Origin of the sequence: Streptomyces misionensis, from assembly GCF_900104815.1 — a bacterium.
Lineage (GTDB): Bacteria > Actinomycetota > Actinomycetes > Streptomycetales > Streptomycetaceae > Streptomyces > Streptomyces misionensis.
Genome location: NZ_FNTD01000004.1, coordinates 7127600 through 7144220, shown reverse-complemented (window position 1 = coordinate 7144220; position 16621 = coordinate 7127600). Strand labels below are relative to the sequence as shown.

Annotated in this window: 16 protein-coding genes; 9 read left to right on the top strand and 7 right to left on the bottom strand. The window is 73.2% G+C overall.

The annotated features are described in order from the left end of the window. Positions 1–181 precede the first annotated feature (181 nt). Genes egtA through egtD form a run of 4 tightly spaced genes read left to right on the top strand, consistent with a single transcriptional unit; the run spans position 182 to position 4588 of the window. A complete protein-coding gene (egtA, locus tag BLW85_RS33775) occupies positions 182–1516 on the top strand; it encodes an ergothioneine biosynthesis glutamate--cysteine ligase EgtA (protein ID WP_074996306.1) in 1335 nt (444 codons plus the stop codon). Next, positions 1513–2850 (top strand): ergothioneine biosynthesis protein EgtB, encoded by a 1338-nt coding sequence (gene egtB, locus BLW85_RS33770; protein ID WP_074994992.1) that lies wholly within the window; start codon positions 1513–1515, stop codon positions 2848–2850. The genes egtA and egtB overlap by 4 nt, the downstream gene beginning before the upstream one ends. Beyond that, positions 2850–3629: an ergothioneine biosynthesis protein EgtC gene (gene egtC, locus BLW85_RS33765; protein WP_074994989.1), complete on the top strand. Its 780-nt coding sequence runs from the start codon at positions 2850–2852 to the stop codon at positions 3627–3629. The genes egtB and egtC overlap by 1 nt, the downstream gene beginning before the upstream one ends. Beyond that, positions 3626–4588 carry an L-histidine N(alpha)-methyltransferase gene (gene egtD / locus BLW85_RS33760; RefSeq protein WP_074994986.1) on the top strand — a complete coding sequence of 321 codons (963 nt, stop codon included), beginning with the start codon at positions 3626–3628 and terminating at the stop codon, positions 4586–4588. The genes egtC and egtD overlap by 4 nt, the downstream gene beginning before the upstream one ends. 4 nt (positions 4589–4592) lie before the next feature. On the opposite strand, the gene BLW85_RS33755 is transcribed toward egtD, so the two are convergent. Further along, complete coding sequence (locus BLW85_RS33755) at positions 4593–5849, bottom strand: extracellular solute-binding protein (protein WP_070022581.1); 1257 nt, start codon at positions 5847–5849, stop codon at positions 4593–4595. Positions 5850–6076: 227 nt separating this feature from the next. On the opposite strand from BLW85_RS33755, the gene BLW85_RS33750 reads away from it, so the two are divergent. Then, positions 6077–6292, top strand: a complete 216-nt coding sequence (locus BLW85_RS33750; protein WP_070022582.1) for a dodecin — start codon at positions 6077–6079, stop codon at positions 6290–6292. 9 nt (positions 6293–6301) lie between these two features. Here the strand turns inward: BLW85_RS33750 and BLW85_RS33745 are convergent, their stop codons facing one another. Then, positions 6302–6793 (bottom strand): phosphatase domain-containing protein, encoded by a 492-nt coding sequence (locus tag BLW85_RS33745; RefSeq protein WP_070022583.1) that lies wholly within the window; start codon positions 6791–6793, stop codon positions 6302–6304. A gap of 86 nt (positions 6794–6879) precedes the next feature. On the opposite strand from BLW85_RS33745, the gene BLW85_RS33740 reads away from it, so the two are divergent. From BLW85_RS33740 to BLW85_RS33730, 3 genes are read left to right on the top strand one after another with little or no spacing between them, the layout of a single operon-like run. Next, positions 6880–7905 carry an MsnO8 family LLM class oxidoreductase gene (locus BLW85_RS33740; RefSeq protein WP_070022584.1) on the top strand — a complete coding sequence of 342 codons (1026 nt, stop codon included), beginning with the start codon at positions 6880–6882 and terminating at the stop codon, positions 7903–7905. A 39-nt stretch (positions 7906–7944) separates the two neighbouring features. After that, positions 7945–8142: an antitoxin gene (locus tag BLW85_RS33735; RefSeq protein WP_070022585.1), complete on the top strand. Its 198-nt coding sequence runs from the start codon at positions 7945–7947 to the stop codon at positions 8140–8142. Between the two features lie 30 nt (positions 8143–8172). Beyond that, entirely contained in the window at positions 8173–10506 is a 2334-nt protein-coding gene (locus BLW85_RS33730) for an ATP-binding cassette domain-containing protein (protein WP_074994984.1), read from the top strand. Between the two features lie 58 nt (positions 10507–10564). Here BLW85_RS33730 and BLW85_RS33725 read toward each other — a convergent pair whose 3' ends face one another. The 5 genes from BLW85_RS33725 to BLW85_RS33705 form a co-directional block, all read right to left on the bottom strand. Next, positions 10565–11464 (bottom strand): lysophospholipid acyltransferase family protein, encoded by a 900-nt coding sequence (locus tag BLW85_RS33725; protein WP_079172501.1) that lies wholly within the window; start codon positions 11462–11464, stop codon positions 10565–10567. Next, a complete protein-coding gene (locus BLW85_RS33720) occupies positions 11464–12234 on the bottom strand; it encodes a GNAT family N-acetyltransferase (RefSeq protein WP_070022587.1) in 771 nt (256 codons plus the stop codon). The genes BLW85_RS33725 and BLW85_RS33720 overlap by 1 nt, the downstream gene beginning before the upstream one ends. A 167-nt stretch (positions 12235–12401) precedes the next feature. Further along, positions 12402–13247, bottom strand: coding sequence for an alpha/beta fold hydrolase (locus BLW85_RS33715; protein ID WP_074994981.1), 846 nt, complete (start codon positions 13245–13247; stop codon positions 12402–12404). Then, positions 13247–14179 carry a VOC family protein gene (locus BLW85_RS33710; protein ID WP_070022589.1) on the bottom strand — a complete coding sequence of 311 codons (933 nt, stop codon included), beginning with the start codon at positions 14177–14179 and terminating at the stop codon, positions 13247–13249. Before BLW85_RS33710 ends, BLW85_RS33715 begins: the two co-directional genes overlap by 1 nt. Positions 14180–14220: 41 nt before the next feature. Next, positions 14221–15768: a bifunctional 3-(3-hydroxy-phenyl)propionate/3-hydroxycinnamic acid hydroxylase gene (locus BLW85_RS33705; protein WP_074994979.1), complete on the bottom strand. Its 1548-nt coding sequence runs from the start codon at positions 15766–15768 to the stop codon at positions 14221–14223. Between the two features lie 193 nt (positions 15769–15961). Between BLW85_RS33705 and BLW85_RS33700 the strand changes: the two genes are divergently transcribed. Further along, a complete protein-coding gene (locus BLW85_RS33700; protein WP_239697886.1) occupies positions 15962–16612 on the top strand; it encodes a TetR/AcrR family transcriptional regulator in 651 nt (216 codons plus the stop codon). The last annotated feature ends 9 nt before the right edge of the window (positions 16613–16621 follow it).

Here is a 16621-nt window from a genome sequence, read left to right as displayed (position 1 = left end):
CGGAGTTTCCCGCTCACGGAGCCCGCCGTAACCACGGACGGTCACGGAGACGAACGGTCGAAGAACGCCCGGAACGGCGGTCTTGTGCGAACCGGCACAAGGGTCTTGGGTGGGACGAGTGCCGGCCCGGCTCATCGAACACCGGACCGGCGGCATGGTGGAATCTCAGGAGGATCCCGACATGTCCGATGCGATCACCGACGGTGGTGACTGTACGGAGGACCGTACCGCCGTCACCGAGGCCGAGGTGGACGCCCTGGTCCAGGGCATCTGCTTCAAGACCGGGCCGCCCCGCACCCTCGGTGTGGAGCTGGAATGGCTCGTCCACGAGCGGGGTTCGCCACAGCGCCCCGTGACACCCGAACGGCTTGCCGCGGCCTACGCCGCGCTGCGGGCCGTGCCCCTCGGTTCGGCGCTCACCGTGGAGCCCGGCGGTCAGCTGGAGCTCAGCTCGCCGCCCGCCGCCTCCCTGATGGAGTGCGTCCGGACCGTCCGCGCCGACCTGGCCGCCGTGCGCACCGTCCTCGCCGGGGACGGGCTCGACCTCGTCGGCATCGGCCACGACCCCTTCCGTCTGCCGCGCCGGTTCCTGCGCGAGCCGCGCTACGACGCGATGGAGGCGTGTCTGGACCGCACCGGCCCGGCCGGCCGCCACATGATGCGGGCCTCCGCCTCCGTCCAGGTCTGCGTCGACGCGGGCTACGAGGAGCCGGGCCCGCTGGGGCACGGGCGGCGCTGGTGGCTGGCGCACCAGCTGGGCGCGGTCCTGGTGGCCGCCTTCGCCAACTCCCCGCTGATCGGCGGGCTGCCGACGGGCTGGCTGTCCACCCGGCAGCTGATGTGGATGGAGATCGGCGCGGGCCGCGCGGGAGCGCCCCCGCTGGACGAGGAGCCGCGGGCCGCGTGGGCCCGGCACGTGCTGGACTCCCCGGTGATGTGCGTGCGCCGGGACAGCGGACCGTGGGAGGTACCCGAGCGGCTGACCTTCCGGGAGTGGACGCGCTCGCGACGGCCCCGGCCGCCCACCCGGGCGGATCTGGACTACCACCTCACCACCCTCTTCCCGCCGGTCAGGCCGCGCGGTCACCTGGAGCTGCGGATGATCGACGCGCAGCCCGGCGAGGACGGCTGGATCGTGCCGCTCGCGGTGACGGCGGCGCTCTTCGACGACCCGATGGCCGCCGAGACCGCCTACCGGAGCGTGAAGACGCTGGCGGAGCGGGCCCATAACCTGCCCGCACCGCACAACCCGCTGTGGACCGACGCGGCCCGGCGGGGGCTCGCCGACCCGGAGCTGCGCGAGGTGGCCGCCGTGTGTTTCGCGGCGGCGCTGGACGCCCTGCCCCGGCTCGGCGCCACCGCCGAGCTGACGGACGCCGTCGCCGGGTACCTGGAGCGCCATGTGGCCCGGGGCCGCTGCCCGGCCGACGACCTGCTGGACGCGCTGCCCGGCACGCGCATCTCCCCGGCCGCGGGCGGCCGAACCGCCCACGGCAGGAAGGACATCCCGACATGACCGCCCCCGAGACCGACACCACGACTGCTCAGTGGGACGCCGAGGCCCTGCGCGAGCGCGCGCTGGCCTCGCTGACCAGGGCCCGGGACCGCACCACCTTGCTGACCACGTGCGTCGACGGACCCGAACTGACCGCGCAGCACTCGCCGTTGATGTCCCCGCTGGTGTGGGACCTCGCGCACATCGGCAACCAGGAGGAGCTGTGGCTGCTGCGGAACGTCGGCGGCCGGGAGGCGATGCGCCCGGAGATCGACAGCCTCTACGACGCCTTCGAGCATCCGCGTGCCGAGCGGCCCTCGCTGCCGCTGCTGCCGCCCGCGGAGGCCCGGCGCTACGCGGCCGAGGTCCGCGGCCGGGCGCTGGACCTGCTGGCGGGCGCCGACTTCCACGGCACCCGGCTGACCGAGGCCGGGTTCGCCTTCGGAATGATCGCTCAGCACGAACAGCAGCACGACGAGACGATGCTGATCACCCATCAGCTGCGTACCGGTCCGGCGGTGCTCACGGCGCCGGACCCGGAGCCGGGCCCGCCGTTCACCGGTCCGGCCGAGGTCCTGATACCCGGCGGCCCGTTCACCATGGGCACCTCCGGTGAGCCGTGGGCACTGGACAACGAACGCCCGGCGCACGTCCGGGAGGTGGCGTCCTTCCGGATCGACACCACGCCGGTGACGAACGGCGCGTACCAGGCGTTCATCGAGGACGGCGGCTACGACACCGAGCGCTGGTGGGCCCCGGAGGGCTGGGCGCACATCCGGCGGCACGGCATCACCGCCCCGCTGTTCTGGCGGCGCGACGGCGACCGCTGGCTGCGCCGCCGCTTCGGCACCACCGAGGCGGTGCCGCCGGACGAGCCGGTGCTGCACGTGTGCTGGTACGAGGCCGACGCCTACGCCCGCTGGGCCGGGCGCCGGCTGCCCACCGAGGCGGAGTGGGAGAAGGCCGCCCGGCACGACCCGGCCACCGGCCGCACCCGGCGCTACCCCTGGGGCGACGCCGACCCGGCACCGCACCACGCCAACCTGGGTCAGCGACACCTGGGGCCCGCCCCGGCCGGCAGCTACCCGGCGGGTGAGTCGCCGCACGGCGTACGGCAGTTGATCGGCGACGTGTGGGAGTGGACCGCGAGCGACTTCCTGCCGTATCCGGGGTTCCGGGCGTTCCCGTACAAGGAGTACTCGGAGGTGTTCTTCGGCCCGGAGTACAAGGTGCTGCGCGGAGGTTCGTTCGCCGTGGACCCGGTGGCCTGCCGGGGGACGTTCCGCAACTGGGACTACCCGATCCGGCGGCAGATCTTCTCCGGCTTCCGCACCGCCCGCTCGGAGGACGTCTGATGTGCCGTCATCTCGCCTATGTAGGCGCCGAGTTGGCCCTGAAAGACCTGTTGGTGGCGCCCGCGCACAGCCTGCTGCGGCAGTCGTGGGCGCCGCGCCGGCAGCGGTACGGCACCGTCAACGCCGACGGGTTCGGGGTCGGCTGGTACGCCCCCGGGGACCCCGCGCCCGCCCGCTACCGGCGGGCCGGGCCGATCTGGGCCGACCTGTCCTTCGCCGACCTGGCCCGGGTGGTGCGCTCGACCGCGGTGCTCGCCGCCGTCCGGGACGCCACCCTGGCAGGCGCGGACGCGGAGGCCGCGGCGGCGCCGTTCGCCTCCGGGCGCTGGCTGTTCAGCCACAACGGGGCGGTCCCGGGCTGGCCCGACGCGGCGGCGCCGCTGGTGCCCACGCTGCCGCCGGTCGACCTGCTGTCGCTGCCGGCGCGCACCGACTCGGCGTTCGTGTGGGCCCTGGTGCGGCACCGGCTGCGCGCCGGGGACGACCCGGAACGGGCCCTGTGCGGGGCGGTCCGCGAGGTCGCTCGGGCCGCCCCGGCCTCCCGGCTGAACCTGCTGCTGACGGACGGCACCACCATCGCCGCCACCGCCTGGGGCGACAGCCTCTGGTACCGCACGGAGCCCGGCCGGGGCACGGTCGTCGCCTCCGAGCCGTACGACGACGACCCGCTGTGGCGGGAGGTCCCCGACCGCACCGTGCTCACCGCGGACAGCACCGGCGTGCTGCTCGCCCCGGCGGACGATCCGGCCGCCGTACCATCGAAGGAGCCCTGCACGTGAGCCCCCTGCATGTCACCCGCACCCTCCCCGAGGACGCCACGGACGCGGCGCTGCGCGCCGATGTACGCCGTGGGCTGACCGCCGATCCCAAGTGGCTGCCGCCGAAGTGGTTCTACGACGCCCGGGGCAGCGAACTCTTCGACGAGATCACGGGGTTGCCCGAGTACTACCCCACCCGGGCCGAGCGGGAGATCCTGGCCGCCCGCTCCGGGGAGATCGCCGCCGCGAGCGGCGCCCGGACCCTGGTCGAGCTGGGCTCGGGCTCCTCGGAGAAGACGCGCCATCTGCTCGGCGCGCTCACCTCGCTCGCGGCGTACGTCCCGGTCGACGTCAGCGAGAGCGCCCTCGTCCAGGCCGGCGAGGCGATCATCACCGAGCACCCGGGCCTCGACGTGCACGCGCTGATCGCCGACTTCACCGCCCCGCTCGACCTGCCCCGCACGCCGGGGCCCCGGCTGGTGGCGTTCCTCGGCGGCACGATCGGCAATCTGCTGCCCGCCGAACGCGCCGCGTTCCTCGCCTCGGTGCGGGCCCTGCTCGCCCCCGGCGACGGGCTGCTGCTCGGCACCGACCTGGTCAAGGACGAGCGGGTCCTCGTCCGGGCGTACGACGACTCGGCCGGGGTGACGGCCGCGTTCGACAAGAACGTGCTGAACGTCGTCAACCGCGAACTCGGCGCCGACTTCGACCCGGACGCCTTCGACCACGTGGCGCTGTGGGACGCCCGCAACGAGTGGATCGAGATGCGGCTGCGCTCGCGTACCGCGCAGACCGTGAAGGTGCCCGCGCTGGACCTCGCCGTGGAGTTCGCCGCGGGCGAGGAGCTGCGCACCGAGGTGTCGGCCAAGTTCCGCAAGGAAGGCGTGGTCCGGGAACTCGCCGACGCCGGGATGGAGTTGACGCACTGGTGGACCGACGGCCAGGAGCGGTTCGCGCTGTCGCTGAGCGTGGTCCGGTGAGGGCTCACAGATCCGGGGTGAGCTCCTCGGTGATCTTCCGTGAGGCCCGGCGGGCCTCCGTCGCCGGATCGGCCCCGTTCAGCACTCGGCTCATGTACTGCTTGATCGGGTTGTCGGCCTCGACGTCCGCCCACTGAGGGGTGTTGGGGGTCGCCCGGCCGTGCGCCGCGCCGACGGCCATGGCGGCGACCCCCTCCTCGCCCGAGACGGCTTCGGCCAGTGTGGTCTTGTTGGGCACGTAGTTCATGGTGCGGGCGAGTTCGGTGTCCCACTTGGCGCCGGTCAGCGCCCCGACCACGGCGGTCGCGGCGAACTGGTCCTTGGTGTGCTGCGGGACGACGAGGTCGGAGCCGCCGGTGAACACGGCGCCGGGCCGGGCGGCGGTCGGGCCGGGCACCGGGAAGAAGCCCAGCTTGCCCTTCAGGCCGGGGTTCTGCTCCAGGATCGCCTGGGCGAGCCCGGGTACGGCGACGATCTGCGCGACCTTGCCGCCGGCGAACACCCCGGCCTGGGGCGGGTGTTCCTCGTCGGCGTCCTTCGGTCCGTCGCCGAGCGACTGGAGCCGGCGGTAGAAGTCCATGCCGCGCAGCGCCTGCGGAGTGTCCAGGGCGCCCTTCCACTGGTAGTCGTCGACCTTCCGGGCGAGGTCGCCGCCCTCGTCCCAGATGAAGCCGGAGAGGGTGTACCAGTCCTGACCGGCCAGGTAGATGCCCTGGGTGTCGCCGGAGTTCAGCTTCTCGGTGTCGGCGAGCCATTCCTCCCGGGTGCGCGGCGGGCGGGCGATGCCGGCCTGCTCGAACAGGTCCTTGCGGTAGATGACCACCCGGTTGGCCGCGTACCAGGGGATGCCGTACTGCTGGTTGCCCTCCTTGCCGGGCTCGGCCAGGCCCGGCAGCCACTTGTCCTTGCCCCAGTCGCGCATCGACTCCAGGGTCAGGTCGGCGAGCCGGCCCCCGTCCGCGTACAGCGGCACCTGGGTGTTGCCGACCTCGATGACGTCGGGGGCGTCGCCGGAGGTGTCCGCGAGCGCCTTGCGGACCTTCGCCACGATGCCGGTCCAGTCCTGGGTGCGGACGTCCAGGCGCAGGTCCTTGTGGGTGCTTTCGAAGTCCGCGGTGAAACGCTTGATGAAGTCCGCCGAGGCGCTGCCCTTCATCAGCCACACGGTCACGGTCTCGCGCGGTTGCGTGCCGGGAAGCGTCCCGCAGGCGCTCACGAGCGTACCGGTGACACAGACGAGGGGGAGCAGACGACGTCTCACGAGGGGTCCTGTTCTGTCTGGCATGGCGCGTTGCACAGGGGTGGGGGCCCGACGTGGGGGGACGAGCGGGAACGCTCGTGCGGGTGTGGGTGGATTTTGGTATGGACCAATGCGGAGGTCAAGGGCTACCGATGGTTACGAAGGCGACGCCGTGCGGAGCGGGCCGGGATGCGGCACGGTGGAGTACGGCGTTTCCACGGCGTGTCCCCCCGGCCCAAGGAGCCCCCATGACGAACCACACCTACCGGGTCACCGAGATCGTCGGCACCTCGCACGAGGGCGTCGACCAGGCCATCCGCAACGGCATCGACCGCGCCGGCCAGACCCTGCGCAACCTCGACTGGTTCGAGGTGACACAGGTCCGCGGCCAGCTGGAGAACGGGCGGATCGAGCACTACCAGGTGGGCCTGAAGGTGGGCTTCCGCATCGAGGACGGCGACTGAAGACGCCCGTCAGGTACGCCCCTCGCGCTCCTGGGCCTCCCGCAGCGCCTGGGACTGTTCGGCCCAACGGGCCCGCACCACGGGGAATCCGGCGCGCTCGGCGTCGTCGCACACCAGCTCGTCGTCGTCCACGAGGAAGCGCACCGCACGGCCCCGGCCGAGCCGGCGCAGCGTGGCCAGCTTGGTGAACCGGGCGGGCCTGCGGTCGGTGTCGCCCCGCATGTGCAGGTCCCCTTCGGGCAGTCCGTGCGCGGCGAGCCAGTCCAGGGTGTCCTGGCGGTACCGCTCCGGGCGGCCGGTGAGATAGACGACCTCGCAGTCCCGGGCGCTGCGCACGGCCAGGGCGACGCCCTCGGCGAGCGGCGGGTCCGCGGGCGCGGCCGCGAAGAACCCGTCCCAGTCCTTGGGCCGGGTCCGCAGGAAGTGCTGCCGGTGGGCGGTGTCCGCCAGGGTGTTGTCGAGGTCGAACACGGCGATCGGCCGCGCGCTGCTTTCGGTCACGACACGACCCTAGCCAGCGACGGCGGCGCGCGGGCCGGGAACCGGCCGACCGGGAATCCGCGGACCGCCAGGACGTTGAACCGTTCGTGAGCAGTTCAGTGATCGCCCGTACCCGGTTCTCCGTCCTCGACCGTTCCCGCACCCGCCAGGGCCGGCCGCCCGGCGAGGCGCTGCGGGACACCGTGGCGCTGGCGCGGGAGGCGGAGGCGCTCGGCTACCACCGGTTCTGGGTCTCCGAGCACCACGGGGTGCCCGGTGTCGCCGGTTCCGCGCCGACCGTGCTGGCCGCCGCCGTGGCCGCCGCCACCACGGCCATCCGGGTCGGCACCGGCGGGGTGATGCTGCCCAACCACCGGCCGCTGGTGGTCGCCGAGCAGTTCGGGGTGCTGGAGTCGCTGTTCCCGGGCCGGATCGACATGGGCCTGGGGCGCTCGGTGGGCTTCACGGACGGGGTACGCCGGGCCCTCGGCCGGGACAAGGGCGACGCGGAGGACTTCGCGGGCCAGCTCGCCGAGCTGCTCGACTGGTTCACCGGGTCCTCGCCGACCGGGGTGCACGCCCGTCCCGCGGAGGGCCTGACGGTGCCGCCGTTCGTGCTGGCCGTCGGCGAGGGCGCGGCGATCGCGGCCGCCGCGGGGCTGCCCCTGGTCATCGGGGACCTGCGCGACCGGGCGAAGCTGCTGCGCGGCGTCGAGCGGTACCGCGCCGCGTTCCGCCCCTCGCGCTGGGCGGCCGAGCCGTACGTGGTGATCTCCGGGACGGTCGCGGTCGCCGGCACCCGGGAGGCGGCACGGCGGCTGCTGCTCCCGGAGGCCTGGTCGATGGCCTACGCCCGCACCCACGGCACCTTCCCGCCGCTCGCCCCGGCCGCGGAGATCGAGTCCCGGGTGATGACCGCGCGGGAGCGGGAGGTGTACGAGTCCCAGCTGGCCGGGCAGCTCGCGGGCACCGCGGACGAGGTGGCCCACGAGCTGGAGACGGTGGTGAAGGAGACCGGCGCCGCGGAGGTCCTGGTCACCACCAGCGGCCACGACCGTGCGGCGCTGCTGGACTCCTACCGCCGGCTGGCCGCGCTGTTCGCCCCGAGATGCGAGGCGGGCCCGCTCCGGTGACCCTGGGAGGGCAAGTCCCAAGCGACGAGGAGGACTGCCATGTCCTTCATGGACAAGATCAAGGGCATGCTCAAGGGCCACGAGGGCATGGCCGACAAGGGCATCGACAAGGGCGGCGACTACGTCGACCAGCGCACCGGGAACAAGTACCAGAAGCAGGTCGACACCGCCCAGGACAGGGCGCGGGACGAGTTCGGCACCCGGCCGCAGGATCCGGGCAACCCTCCGCAGACCTAGCAGTCGGGGGGCGGATAGGGTGTGTTTTCCATGCACCAAAGCCCCCATGATCCCTACGTCCGCGTCCGCGGCGCCCGCGAGCACAACCTCAAGGGCGTCGACGTGGACGTCCCGCGCGACGTACTGGCCGTCTTCACCGGTGTGTCCGGCTCGGGGAAGTCGTCCCTGGCGTTCGGCACGATCTACGCCGAGGCCCAGCGCCGCTACTTCGAGTCGGTCGCGCCGTATGCGCGCCGGCTGATCCACCAGGTCGGAGCGCCCAAGGTCGGTGAGATCACCGGGCTGCCCCCCGCGGTCTCGCTCCAGCAGCGGCGCGCGGCGCCCACCTCGCGTTCCTCGGTGGGCACGGTCACCAATCTCTCCAACTCCCTGCGCATGCTGTTCTCGCGCGCCGGGGAGTACCCGCCGGGCGCCGAGCGGCTGGACTCCGACGCGTTCTCGCCGAACACGGCGGCCGGCGCCTGTCCGCGCTGCCATGGTCTGGGGCAGGTGCACGACACCAGCGAGGAGCTGCTGGTGCCCGATCCGTCGCTGTCGGTGCGCGAGGGTGCCATCGCGGCCTGGCCGGGCGCCTGGCAGGGCAAGAACCTGCGGGACATCCTGGACGCGCTCGGCTACGACGTGGACCGGCCCTGGCGCGAGCTGCCCGCCGAGCAGCGGCAGTGGATCCTGTTCACCGACGAGCAGCCGGTCGTCACGGTGCATCCGGTGCGGGACGCGGACCGCATCCAACGTCCGTACCAGGGCACGTACACGAGCGCCCGCCGGTATGTGCTCAAGACGTTCTCCGACACCAAGTCGCCGACCCTGCGCAAAAAGGCGGAGCGCTTCCTGGCGAGCGCGCCCTGCCCGGACTGCGGGGGCAGCCGGCTGCGGCCGGAGGCGCTCGCGGTGACCTTCGGCGGGCGCACCATCGCCGAGCTGGCGTCGCTGCCGCTGACCGACCTGGCCGAACTGCTCGACGGCGGTTCGGAGACCGCCCGGGTGCTCACCGGCGATCTGAAGTCCCGGATCACCCCGGTGGTGGAACTCGGCCTCGGCTACCTCAGCCTGGACCGTTCCACCCCGACCCTCTCGGCGGGCGAGCTGCAACGGCTGCGGCTGGCCACGCAGTTGCGGTCCGGCCTGTTCGGCGTGGTCTACGTGCTGGACGAGCCGTCCGCGGGGCTGCACCCGGCGGACACCGAGGCGCTGCTGACCGTACTGGAGCGGCTGAAGGCGGCGGGCAACTCGGTGTTCGTGGTGGAGCACCATCTGGAGGTGGTGCGCGGCGCCGACTGGCTGGTGGACGTCGGCCCGGGCGCGGGCGAGCACGGCGGGCGCGTGCTGTACAGCGGACCGCCGGCCGAGCTGGCCTCGGTCGAGGAGTCGGCGACGGCCGCGTTCCTCTTCGACGAGGCGCCCGGCCCGGCGCGTGAAGTCCGCGAGCCGCGCGGCTGGTTGAAGGTCGGCCCGGTCGGCCGGCACAACCTGCGCGAGGTGACGGCCGAGTTCCCGCTGGGCGCGTTCACCGCCGTCACCGGGGTCTCCGGCTCCGGGAAGTCCACGCTGATCGGCGAGCTGACGGAGGAACTGGAGGGCGTGGACCGGCTGGTACGGGTCGACCAGCGGCCGATCGGCCGCACCCCGCGCTCCAATCTCGCCACGTACACCGGTCTGTTCGACGTCGTGCGGAAGGTGTTCGCGGCGACGGACGCGGCGCGCGAACACGGGTACGGCGTCGGGCGGTTCTCCTTCAATGTCGCCGGGGGGCGCTGCGAGACGTGTCAGGGCGAGGGGTTCGTCAGCGTGGAGCTGCTGTTCCTGCCGAGCACGTACGCGCCCTGCCCGGACTGCGGCGGTGCCCGCTACAACCCCGAGACGCTGCGGGTGGCCTACCGGGGGCGGAACATCGCCGAGGTGCTGGACCTCACGGTGGAGGCGGCGGCGGAGTTCTTCGCGGACGTCCCGGCCGCCGCGCGCAGCCTGGGCACGCTGCTCGACGTGGGCCTCGGCTACCTCCGGCTCGGCCAGCCGGCGACCGAGCTGTCCGGTGGCGAGGCCCAACGGATCAAGCTGGCCAGCGAGTTGCAGCGCGGACGGCGCGGGCACACCCTCTATCTGCTGGACGAGCCGACCACCGGACTGCACCCGGCCGACGTCGAGGTCCTGATGGACCGGCTGCACGGACTGGTGGACGCCGGGCACACGGTCGTCGTGGTCGAGCACGACATGACGGTGGTCGCGGGCGCCGACTGGGTGATCGACCTGGGTCCGGGCGGCGGCGACCAGGGCGGCCGGATCGTCGCCGCGGGCCCGCCGCAGCGGGTCGCCCGTGCGCGGGACAGCGCGACGGCGCCGTATCTGGCGCGGGTCCTGCCGTAGTCCGCGACCGCGGCCCGGCCCGCGCCCGGAAGCGGAACCGGACGCGACCGGGCGTCGGTCATCCCGCCCGGGTCATCCCCCGCCGGTCGCCCGTCCGGCCGGCCGTGAGGGGGTGTGCGAGGGTGCGGTGGCCGGCGACCAGGGCGGCGTGGGTCCACAGCGGGGCCGGGGCGATCGGCTGGGCCGCCGTGGCCAGGGCGCGGCGGTCGGCGTGGGTGCCGGGCGCGATCGCCTGGTGCACCTCGACCTCGGCCACCAGTCCCCTGGTCCGGGCCACCCGCCACAGGGAGGCGAGCAGGGTGTCCTCGCCGACGAAGGCGGCCGGGGTGCCGGTGCCGCCGTCCGCGAGCCGGTAGCGCAGGCCGACCGGCTGCACGGGGACGCCCGCGTCCAGCGCGGCCTGGAAGACGGCCCGGTGGAAGCGGCCGTGGGCGCGCCCGCACCAGGTGCTCCCCTCCGGGAAGGCGGCGACGGCCGAGCCCGTGCGCAGGGCGTCGGCGATCACGGAGACCGTGGCGGGCAGGGCGCGCAGCCGGTCCCGTTCGATGAACAGGGTGCCGGCCCGCGCGGCCAGCGGGCCCGCCACCGGCCAGTGGCGGATCTCGGTCTTGCCGAGCATCCTGGCCGGCCGTACGGCGGTGAGCAGCGGGATGTCCAGCCAGGAGACGTGGTTGGCGACGAGCAGCAGCCCGCCGCGCGGCGCGGCGGCGCCGGTGATCCGCGTGCGCACCCCGATGGCCCGTACGACGGCCCGGCACCACCGGCTGACCCACTCGTCGGGGATCCGCGCCCGCGAGCGGGACGCCCCCCGGCCGAGCGGGGCCAGGACGATCGCGGTGAGCACCAGGGCGGCGACGGCGGCCAGCCGCAGCACGGCGCGGGGCACGGCCACGGCGGCGGGCGCCGGTTCCACGCAGGCGGCGGGGGTGCAGGGCGCGCTGGGCAGCCAGCCGCTCATCAGGACGGCACGAGGGAGAGGAAGTGCCGCAGATAGCGCGGGTTGACCCGGCGCATCGACAGCAGCACGTACAGGTCGGCGACCCCGAAGTCCGGGTCGTGGGCGGGCTCGCCGCACACCCAGGCGCCGAGGCGCAGATAGCCGCGCAGCAGGGCGGGGAGTTCGCCGCGCGCGGCGGGTGTCCCGGCCTTCGGCGTCCAGGGCAGCAGCGGCCGTACCCGGTACTCCTCGGGTGCGAGGTGTCCCGCGCGCACCCGGTCCCAGGCGGCGCCGGCGAGGGTGCCGCCGTCGGCGAGCGGGATCGAGCAGCAGCCGGCCAGCCACTCGTGGCCCCGGTCGGTCATGTAGCGGGCGATGCCGGCCCAGATCAGGCCGATGACCGCGCCGTCGCGGTGGTCGGGGTGCACGCAGGAGCGGCCGACCTCGACCAGTCCGGGCCGTATCGCGTCGAGCGCGCCGATTTCGAACTCGCCCTCGGAGTACAGCCGTCCGGCGATCGCGGCGCGCTCGGGCGGCAGCAGCCGGTAGGTGCCGACGACCTGTCCGGTGCCGGTGTCGCGGACCAGCAGGTGGTCGCAGTGGGCGTCGAACGCGTCGATGTCGAGGCCCGGCTCGGGGCTGGTGAGGAGGGCGCCCAGCTCCCCGGCGAAGACGTCGTGCCGCAGCCGTTGCGCGGCCCGCACGTCGTCCTCGTCGCGGGCGAGGGCGACGGTGTAGCGGGCGGGGGCCGCGGGCTGCGGCGGACGGTCGAGGGTGGAAACGCCGGTCATGGCACTCTCCTGGTCACGGGGCCGGTTCGGCGACGGCGGCGGGCCGTGGCGTACGGCCCGCCGCTCCTGTTCTTCCGACGCCGGCTGGCCGGCGCGTGACAGGTGCCCGGAGAGAGGATGTGCGGTTGCTGAACGGTGGGGGCGTCACAACCCCCGCTGACCGCGGGTCAGTTGTTCGCGACGAAGTCCACGACCAACCGGTTGAACTCGTCGGCGTGCTCGATCATGGCCCAGTGGCCGCAGTGGTTGAGCACGACCAGCCGGCTGTTCGGGATGTTCGCCAGCAGGAACAGCGAGTTCTCGTAGGAGACGACGCGGTCGTCCCGGCCGTGGATGAGCAGGGTCGGCACCTGGATGGCCGGCAGCAGCTCGGGCTTGACCCACTTCGGCAGCGGCGCGCCCTTCGGCAGGCCGTCCACGTAGTTGCGCAGGTGCTCGGGCCGGGCGAGCGCGGCGTCGGAGCGGGCGTTGCACAGCTCGGGGGTGGCGAAGCGGGCCTTGTCGTAGACCATGATCTCGACGAGGCGGCGCATGTTCTCGGGGCTCGCGTCCCGGTAGGCCTCGATCAGCACCTTGAGTCCCTCGGAGGGGCCGTCGCCGGCGCCGAAGAGGGTGGGCATCCGGCCGACCGGCGGGCCCATGGTCACCAGGTGCGAGATGCGCTCGGGGTGCTCGGTGGCGAGCCGCAGCGAGGTCTGGCCGCCCATCGAGTTGCCGACGAACGCGGCCTTGTCGATGCCGAGGGCGTCCAGGAACTGGATCGCCGCCGTGACGTGGTCGAGCTGGTCGACGGTGGCCGCCGACGACTCGCCCCAGCCGGGCATGTCGACGGCGTACACGTGGAAGTGCTCGGCCAGTGCCTCGATGTTGCCGGCGAAGTTGCTCCAGCCGGTCGCGCCCGGCCCGCTGCCGTGCAGCAGCACGAGGGGGTGGCCGGAGCCGGCCTCGTGGTAGCGCAGCGTCCAGTCGGGGGTCTCGACGGTGCGGGCGATGGCGTTCGGGTCCAGGGTCATCAGTGGGCCTCTCCGTGCGGTGCGGGTGCGGCGGCGAGCAGGTCGGCGACGACACCCGGCGGGCGGTGGCCCCAGCTGTGCAGCTTGTCGAGCGTCCTCACCTCCCAGGTCTCGTCATCGATGATCAGCCCGCCCCAGCCGTACTCGACGCTGAAGCCCGAGGGGGTGAAGACGTAGAAGCTGAACATCTGGTCGTTGGGGTGCATGCCGAGGGTCATCTCGAACGGCTGCTTGGCGTCCATGCACCGGTCGTAGGCGAGGCCGACGTCGCGGATGTCGTCGACTTCGACCATGAAGTGGTGGGTCTTCTTCGGCGAGGGCATGTCGCCGAAGGCCACGGTGTGGTGGCGGCCGTTGCAGTGCAGGAAGATCAGGTCGGCCACGACGCCCGGGGCCAGTTCCTCGACGATGATGTCGCTGATCTTGAAGCCGAGCAGGTCGATGTAGAAGCCGAGGTAGGTCTCGCGGGAGACGCCGTGGGCGAGCAGGACCTGGTGTCCGGCGCCGCCTGCGCCGGTGACGAAGCCGCCGAGCAGCTTCGCGGACTCGAACGGGGTGGCGGCGTCGGCGAGGCCGGTGACCAGTTCGACGCGGTTGCCCATCGGGTCGGCGGTGACGAAGATCCGCTCGACCTTGCGGGCGGCGGCCAGGGCCTCGCCGCCCTCGGCGACCTCGGTCCCGGCGGCGCGCAGCCGGGCGACGAGCGCGTCGAGCGCGGCCGCGTCCGAGACCTCGTAGCCGGTGGCGACGAGGTCGTCGGCGGGCCCCTCGGTGACGACCCAGCGGTGGGCCTTCTCGTCGGTGCGCAGCGTGAATCCGTCGTCGGTCCTCTCGCCGTACTGCATGCCGAGCAGTTCGACGCCGAAGTGCTCCCAGTCGGTGAGGCTGCTGACCTCGTAGACGACGTATCCGAGTTCCGTGACTCCGGACATGTCCGTTCTCCTTCTTTCGGGCTCTCGGGCTCTCGGGCTCGTCAGAGCGTGGGGACGGCGAGGCCGCTGACGTCGGCCGCGGCCACGAACCGGTCGGGGCGCACGGCCACGGCGCGGGCGCCGTAGCGGCGCAGCCACGGGAGCAGCGACTCGTCGAGGTCGACCAGTTCACAAGGGCCCTGTGTGTACGTCGTCTTGGGCCGGACGGCGAGGTAGCGGGCGCCGAGCGCGTCCCAGCCGGCCTTCTCCTCGGGCGTCAGCAGGGTCGCGGGGTCGACGTCGTCGCCGAGCAGGACGAAGCCGTCGCCGAGCAGGTCGTCGAGCCGGGCCATCCGGCCGGCGGTGTCGCCCATGACGGGCTGGGGCACCATCCGGCCGACGACGGAGGCGTCGCCCAGCGGGCCCCGCAGCCAGCCGCCCTCCAGCACCGGCGGGGCGGTCAGCGGCGGCTCGTAGGGGGTGACCGTGTTCTCGGGCACCGCGTTCATCGCCGCCTGCTCCTCCTCGGTGGCCTCCCGCTTGATGACCCGGCCGAGGCCGACCGCGAGCGCGGTGTAGAAGGCGGCGTTCGGGCGCCGCTCGGCCTCGTAGGTGTCCAGCCAGGTCTCCGGCAGCTCGCCCTTGACGACGCGGGCGAGTTTCCAGCCCAGGTTGTGGGCGTCGCGCATCCCGGTCTGCATCCCGGCCCCGGCCCACGGCGGCATCAGGTGGGCCGCGTCGCCGGCCAGGAACACCCGGCCCTTGCGCCAGGTGTCGGCCATGCGCACGTGGTGCCGGTAGAAGGCGTGCTGGTGGATCTCGACGTCGTCCTCGGTCACCCCGAGCGCCTTGAGCAGCGGCCACACCTCGGCGCTGGTCGGGTAGTCCTCGGGGGTCTCGTCGGGCTTGAGGGGGATCTCCCAGCGGTGGTTGCCCGCGGACAGGGCGATGTCGACGACCGGGCGCTCGGCGTCGGACCAGAAGGTCAGGAAGTCGCGGTCGGGCCACCAGCGCTTGACCCGGCAGTCGACGACCACCCAGGTGACGTGGCTGGTGTCGCCGTCGAGCCGGCAGCCGATGCGTCCGCGGGTGGCGCTGGAACCACCGTCGGCGCCGATCGCGTACCGGGCGCGGACGGTGCGCGTCTCCCCGGTACCGGTGTCCGTGGTGGTGAGGGTGACCCCGTCGGCGTCCTGGTCGATGCCGGTGACCTCGGCGCCGTAGCGGACGGTGACGAGGTCGGCCGCCTCCTCGGCCGCCGCGCGCAGCTCGGCCTCCATCGTGGGCTGGTAGATGTTGTAGAAGCGCGGGGTGCGCCCGAGCGTGGACGGCGGGTGCTCGATCCGCATGAGCTCGTCGCCGCCGTAGGTCATCCAGCGCAGGGCCCGCTGCGGATCGATCTTCTTCTCGATCCGCTCGTCGACGCCGAGGTCCTGGAAGATCCGCATCGTCCAGTCGTTGACGGTGACGGCACGGGCACGGGGGTAGAGGTCCTTGTCCCGTTCCAGGGCGATGGCACTGACGCCGTGGCGGGCGAGGGTGAGGGCGGCGATCACACCGGTCGGGCCGTACCCGACGATCGCGACATCCGCGTCGTGGCTCTGGGGCATGCGCAGACTCCGTTGTCCTGTCCGCACGTCCGGCGTGCGGAAGTTTTGGACCGATCGGTCGGTCCATTTGCCGGGAGGTTAACAACCCGTGACGGCGATATGTCAAGGGTTGTCAGGTGATCAACTGATAGATACAGAAGGCCTGATCACCGCGCGGATCATGGTCCGCGCGGCGCGGCCTACACTTCGGCGAGTGGAAACGCCCGCGCCGAAAGCGCACACCAGCAACCGCCGGGGCCGGCGATCACGGCAGGAGATCCTCGACGCGGCCGCACGGGTCATGTCCGTGCGCGGGTACGCCGGCACGTCGATGTCGACGCTCGTCAAGGAGACGGGCCTGCCGAAGAGCGCCTTCTACCACCACTTCGAGTCCAAGGCAGGGCTGCTGTCGGCGGTGATGGCACAGGGTGCGCAGGGCTTCTTCGACGCCATGCGCGACGCGCACCGCGATCCGCCGCGGGGCGGCACACCGCGCGAGCGGATGCGCTGGTACCTGCTGCGGACCGGCGAGGTGATCGAGAACCGCGAGGAGTTCCTGCGGCTCCTGATGGTCCTGGTGATGAGCCACGAGGCCGCCGAGGCTCCGGAGGCGCTGCGGACCGTGCGGACCGTCCGCGACGAGGGCCGCACCTACATGCGGCACATGATCCGTTCCGCCTTCGCGGGCGAGGGCGAGGCGGCCGCCGACGCGGTCGGTGACACCCTGGCCCCCTTCGGCATGGCGGGCTTCGACGGCGCCTTCGTCTCCTTCCAGTCGGCGGACGGCATTCCGATCGCGCGGTTCATGACGGAACTCGCCGACGGCCTGGTGTCGCTCGGCGAGGCCCTCCTGCCCCCGCGCTGAGCCGCCGCC

What these genes read in the sequence shown, in the direction of transcription:
- egtA (WP_074996306.1), top strand. Translation starts at nt 182, where the DNA reads ATGTCCGATGCGATCACCGACGGTGGTGACTGTACGGAGGACCGTACC.
- egtB (WP_074994992.1), top strand. Translation starts at nt 1,513, where the DNA reads ATGACCGCCCCCGAGACCGACACCACGACTGCTCAGTGGGACGCCGAG.
- egtC (WP_074994989.1), top strand. Translation starts at nt 2,850, where the DNA reads ATGTGCCGTCATCTCGCCTATGTAGGCGCCGAGTTGGCCCTGAAAGAC.
- BLW85_RS33750 (WP_070022582.1), top strand. Translation starts at nt 6,077, where the DNA reads ATGACGAACCACACCTACCGGGTCACCGAGATCGTCGGCACCTCGCAC.
- BLW85_RS33735 (WP_070022585.1), top strand. Translation starts at nt 7,945, where the DNA reads ATGTCCTTCATGGACAAGATCAAGGGCATGCTCAAGGGCCACGAGGGC.
- BLW85_RS33730 (WP_074994984.1), top strand. Translation starts at nt 8,173, where the DNA reads ATGCACCAAAGCCCCCATGATCCCTACGTCCGCGTCCGCGGCGCCCGC.
- BLW85_RS33725 (WP_079172501.1), bottom strand. Translation starts at nt 11,464, where the DNA reads ATGAGCGGCTGGCTGCCCAGCGCGCCCTGCACCCCCGCCGCCTGCGTG.
- BLW85_RS33720 (WP_070022587.1), bottom strand. Translation starts at nt 12,234, where the DNA reads ATGACCGGCGTTTCCACCCTCGACCGTCCGCCGCAGCCCGCGGCCCCC.
- BLW85_RS33715 (WP_074994981.1), bottom strand. Translation starts at nt 13,247, where the DNA reads ATGACCCTGGACCCGAACGCCATCGCCCGCACCGTCGAGACCCCCGAC.
- BLW85_RS33710 (WP_070022589.1), bottom strand. Translation starts at nt 14,179, where the DNA reads ATGTCCGGAGTCACGGAACTCGGATACGTCGTCTACGAGGTCAGCAGC.
- BLW85_RS33705 (WP_074994979.1), bottom strand. Translation starts at nt 15,768, where the DNA reads ATGCCCCAGAGCCACGACGCGGATGTCGCGATCGTCGGGTACGGCCCG.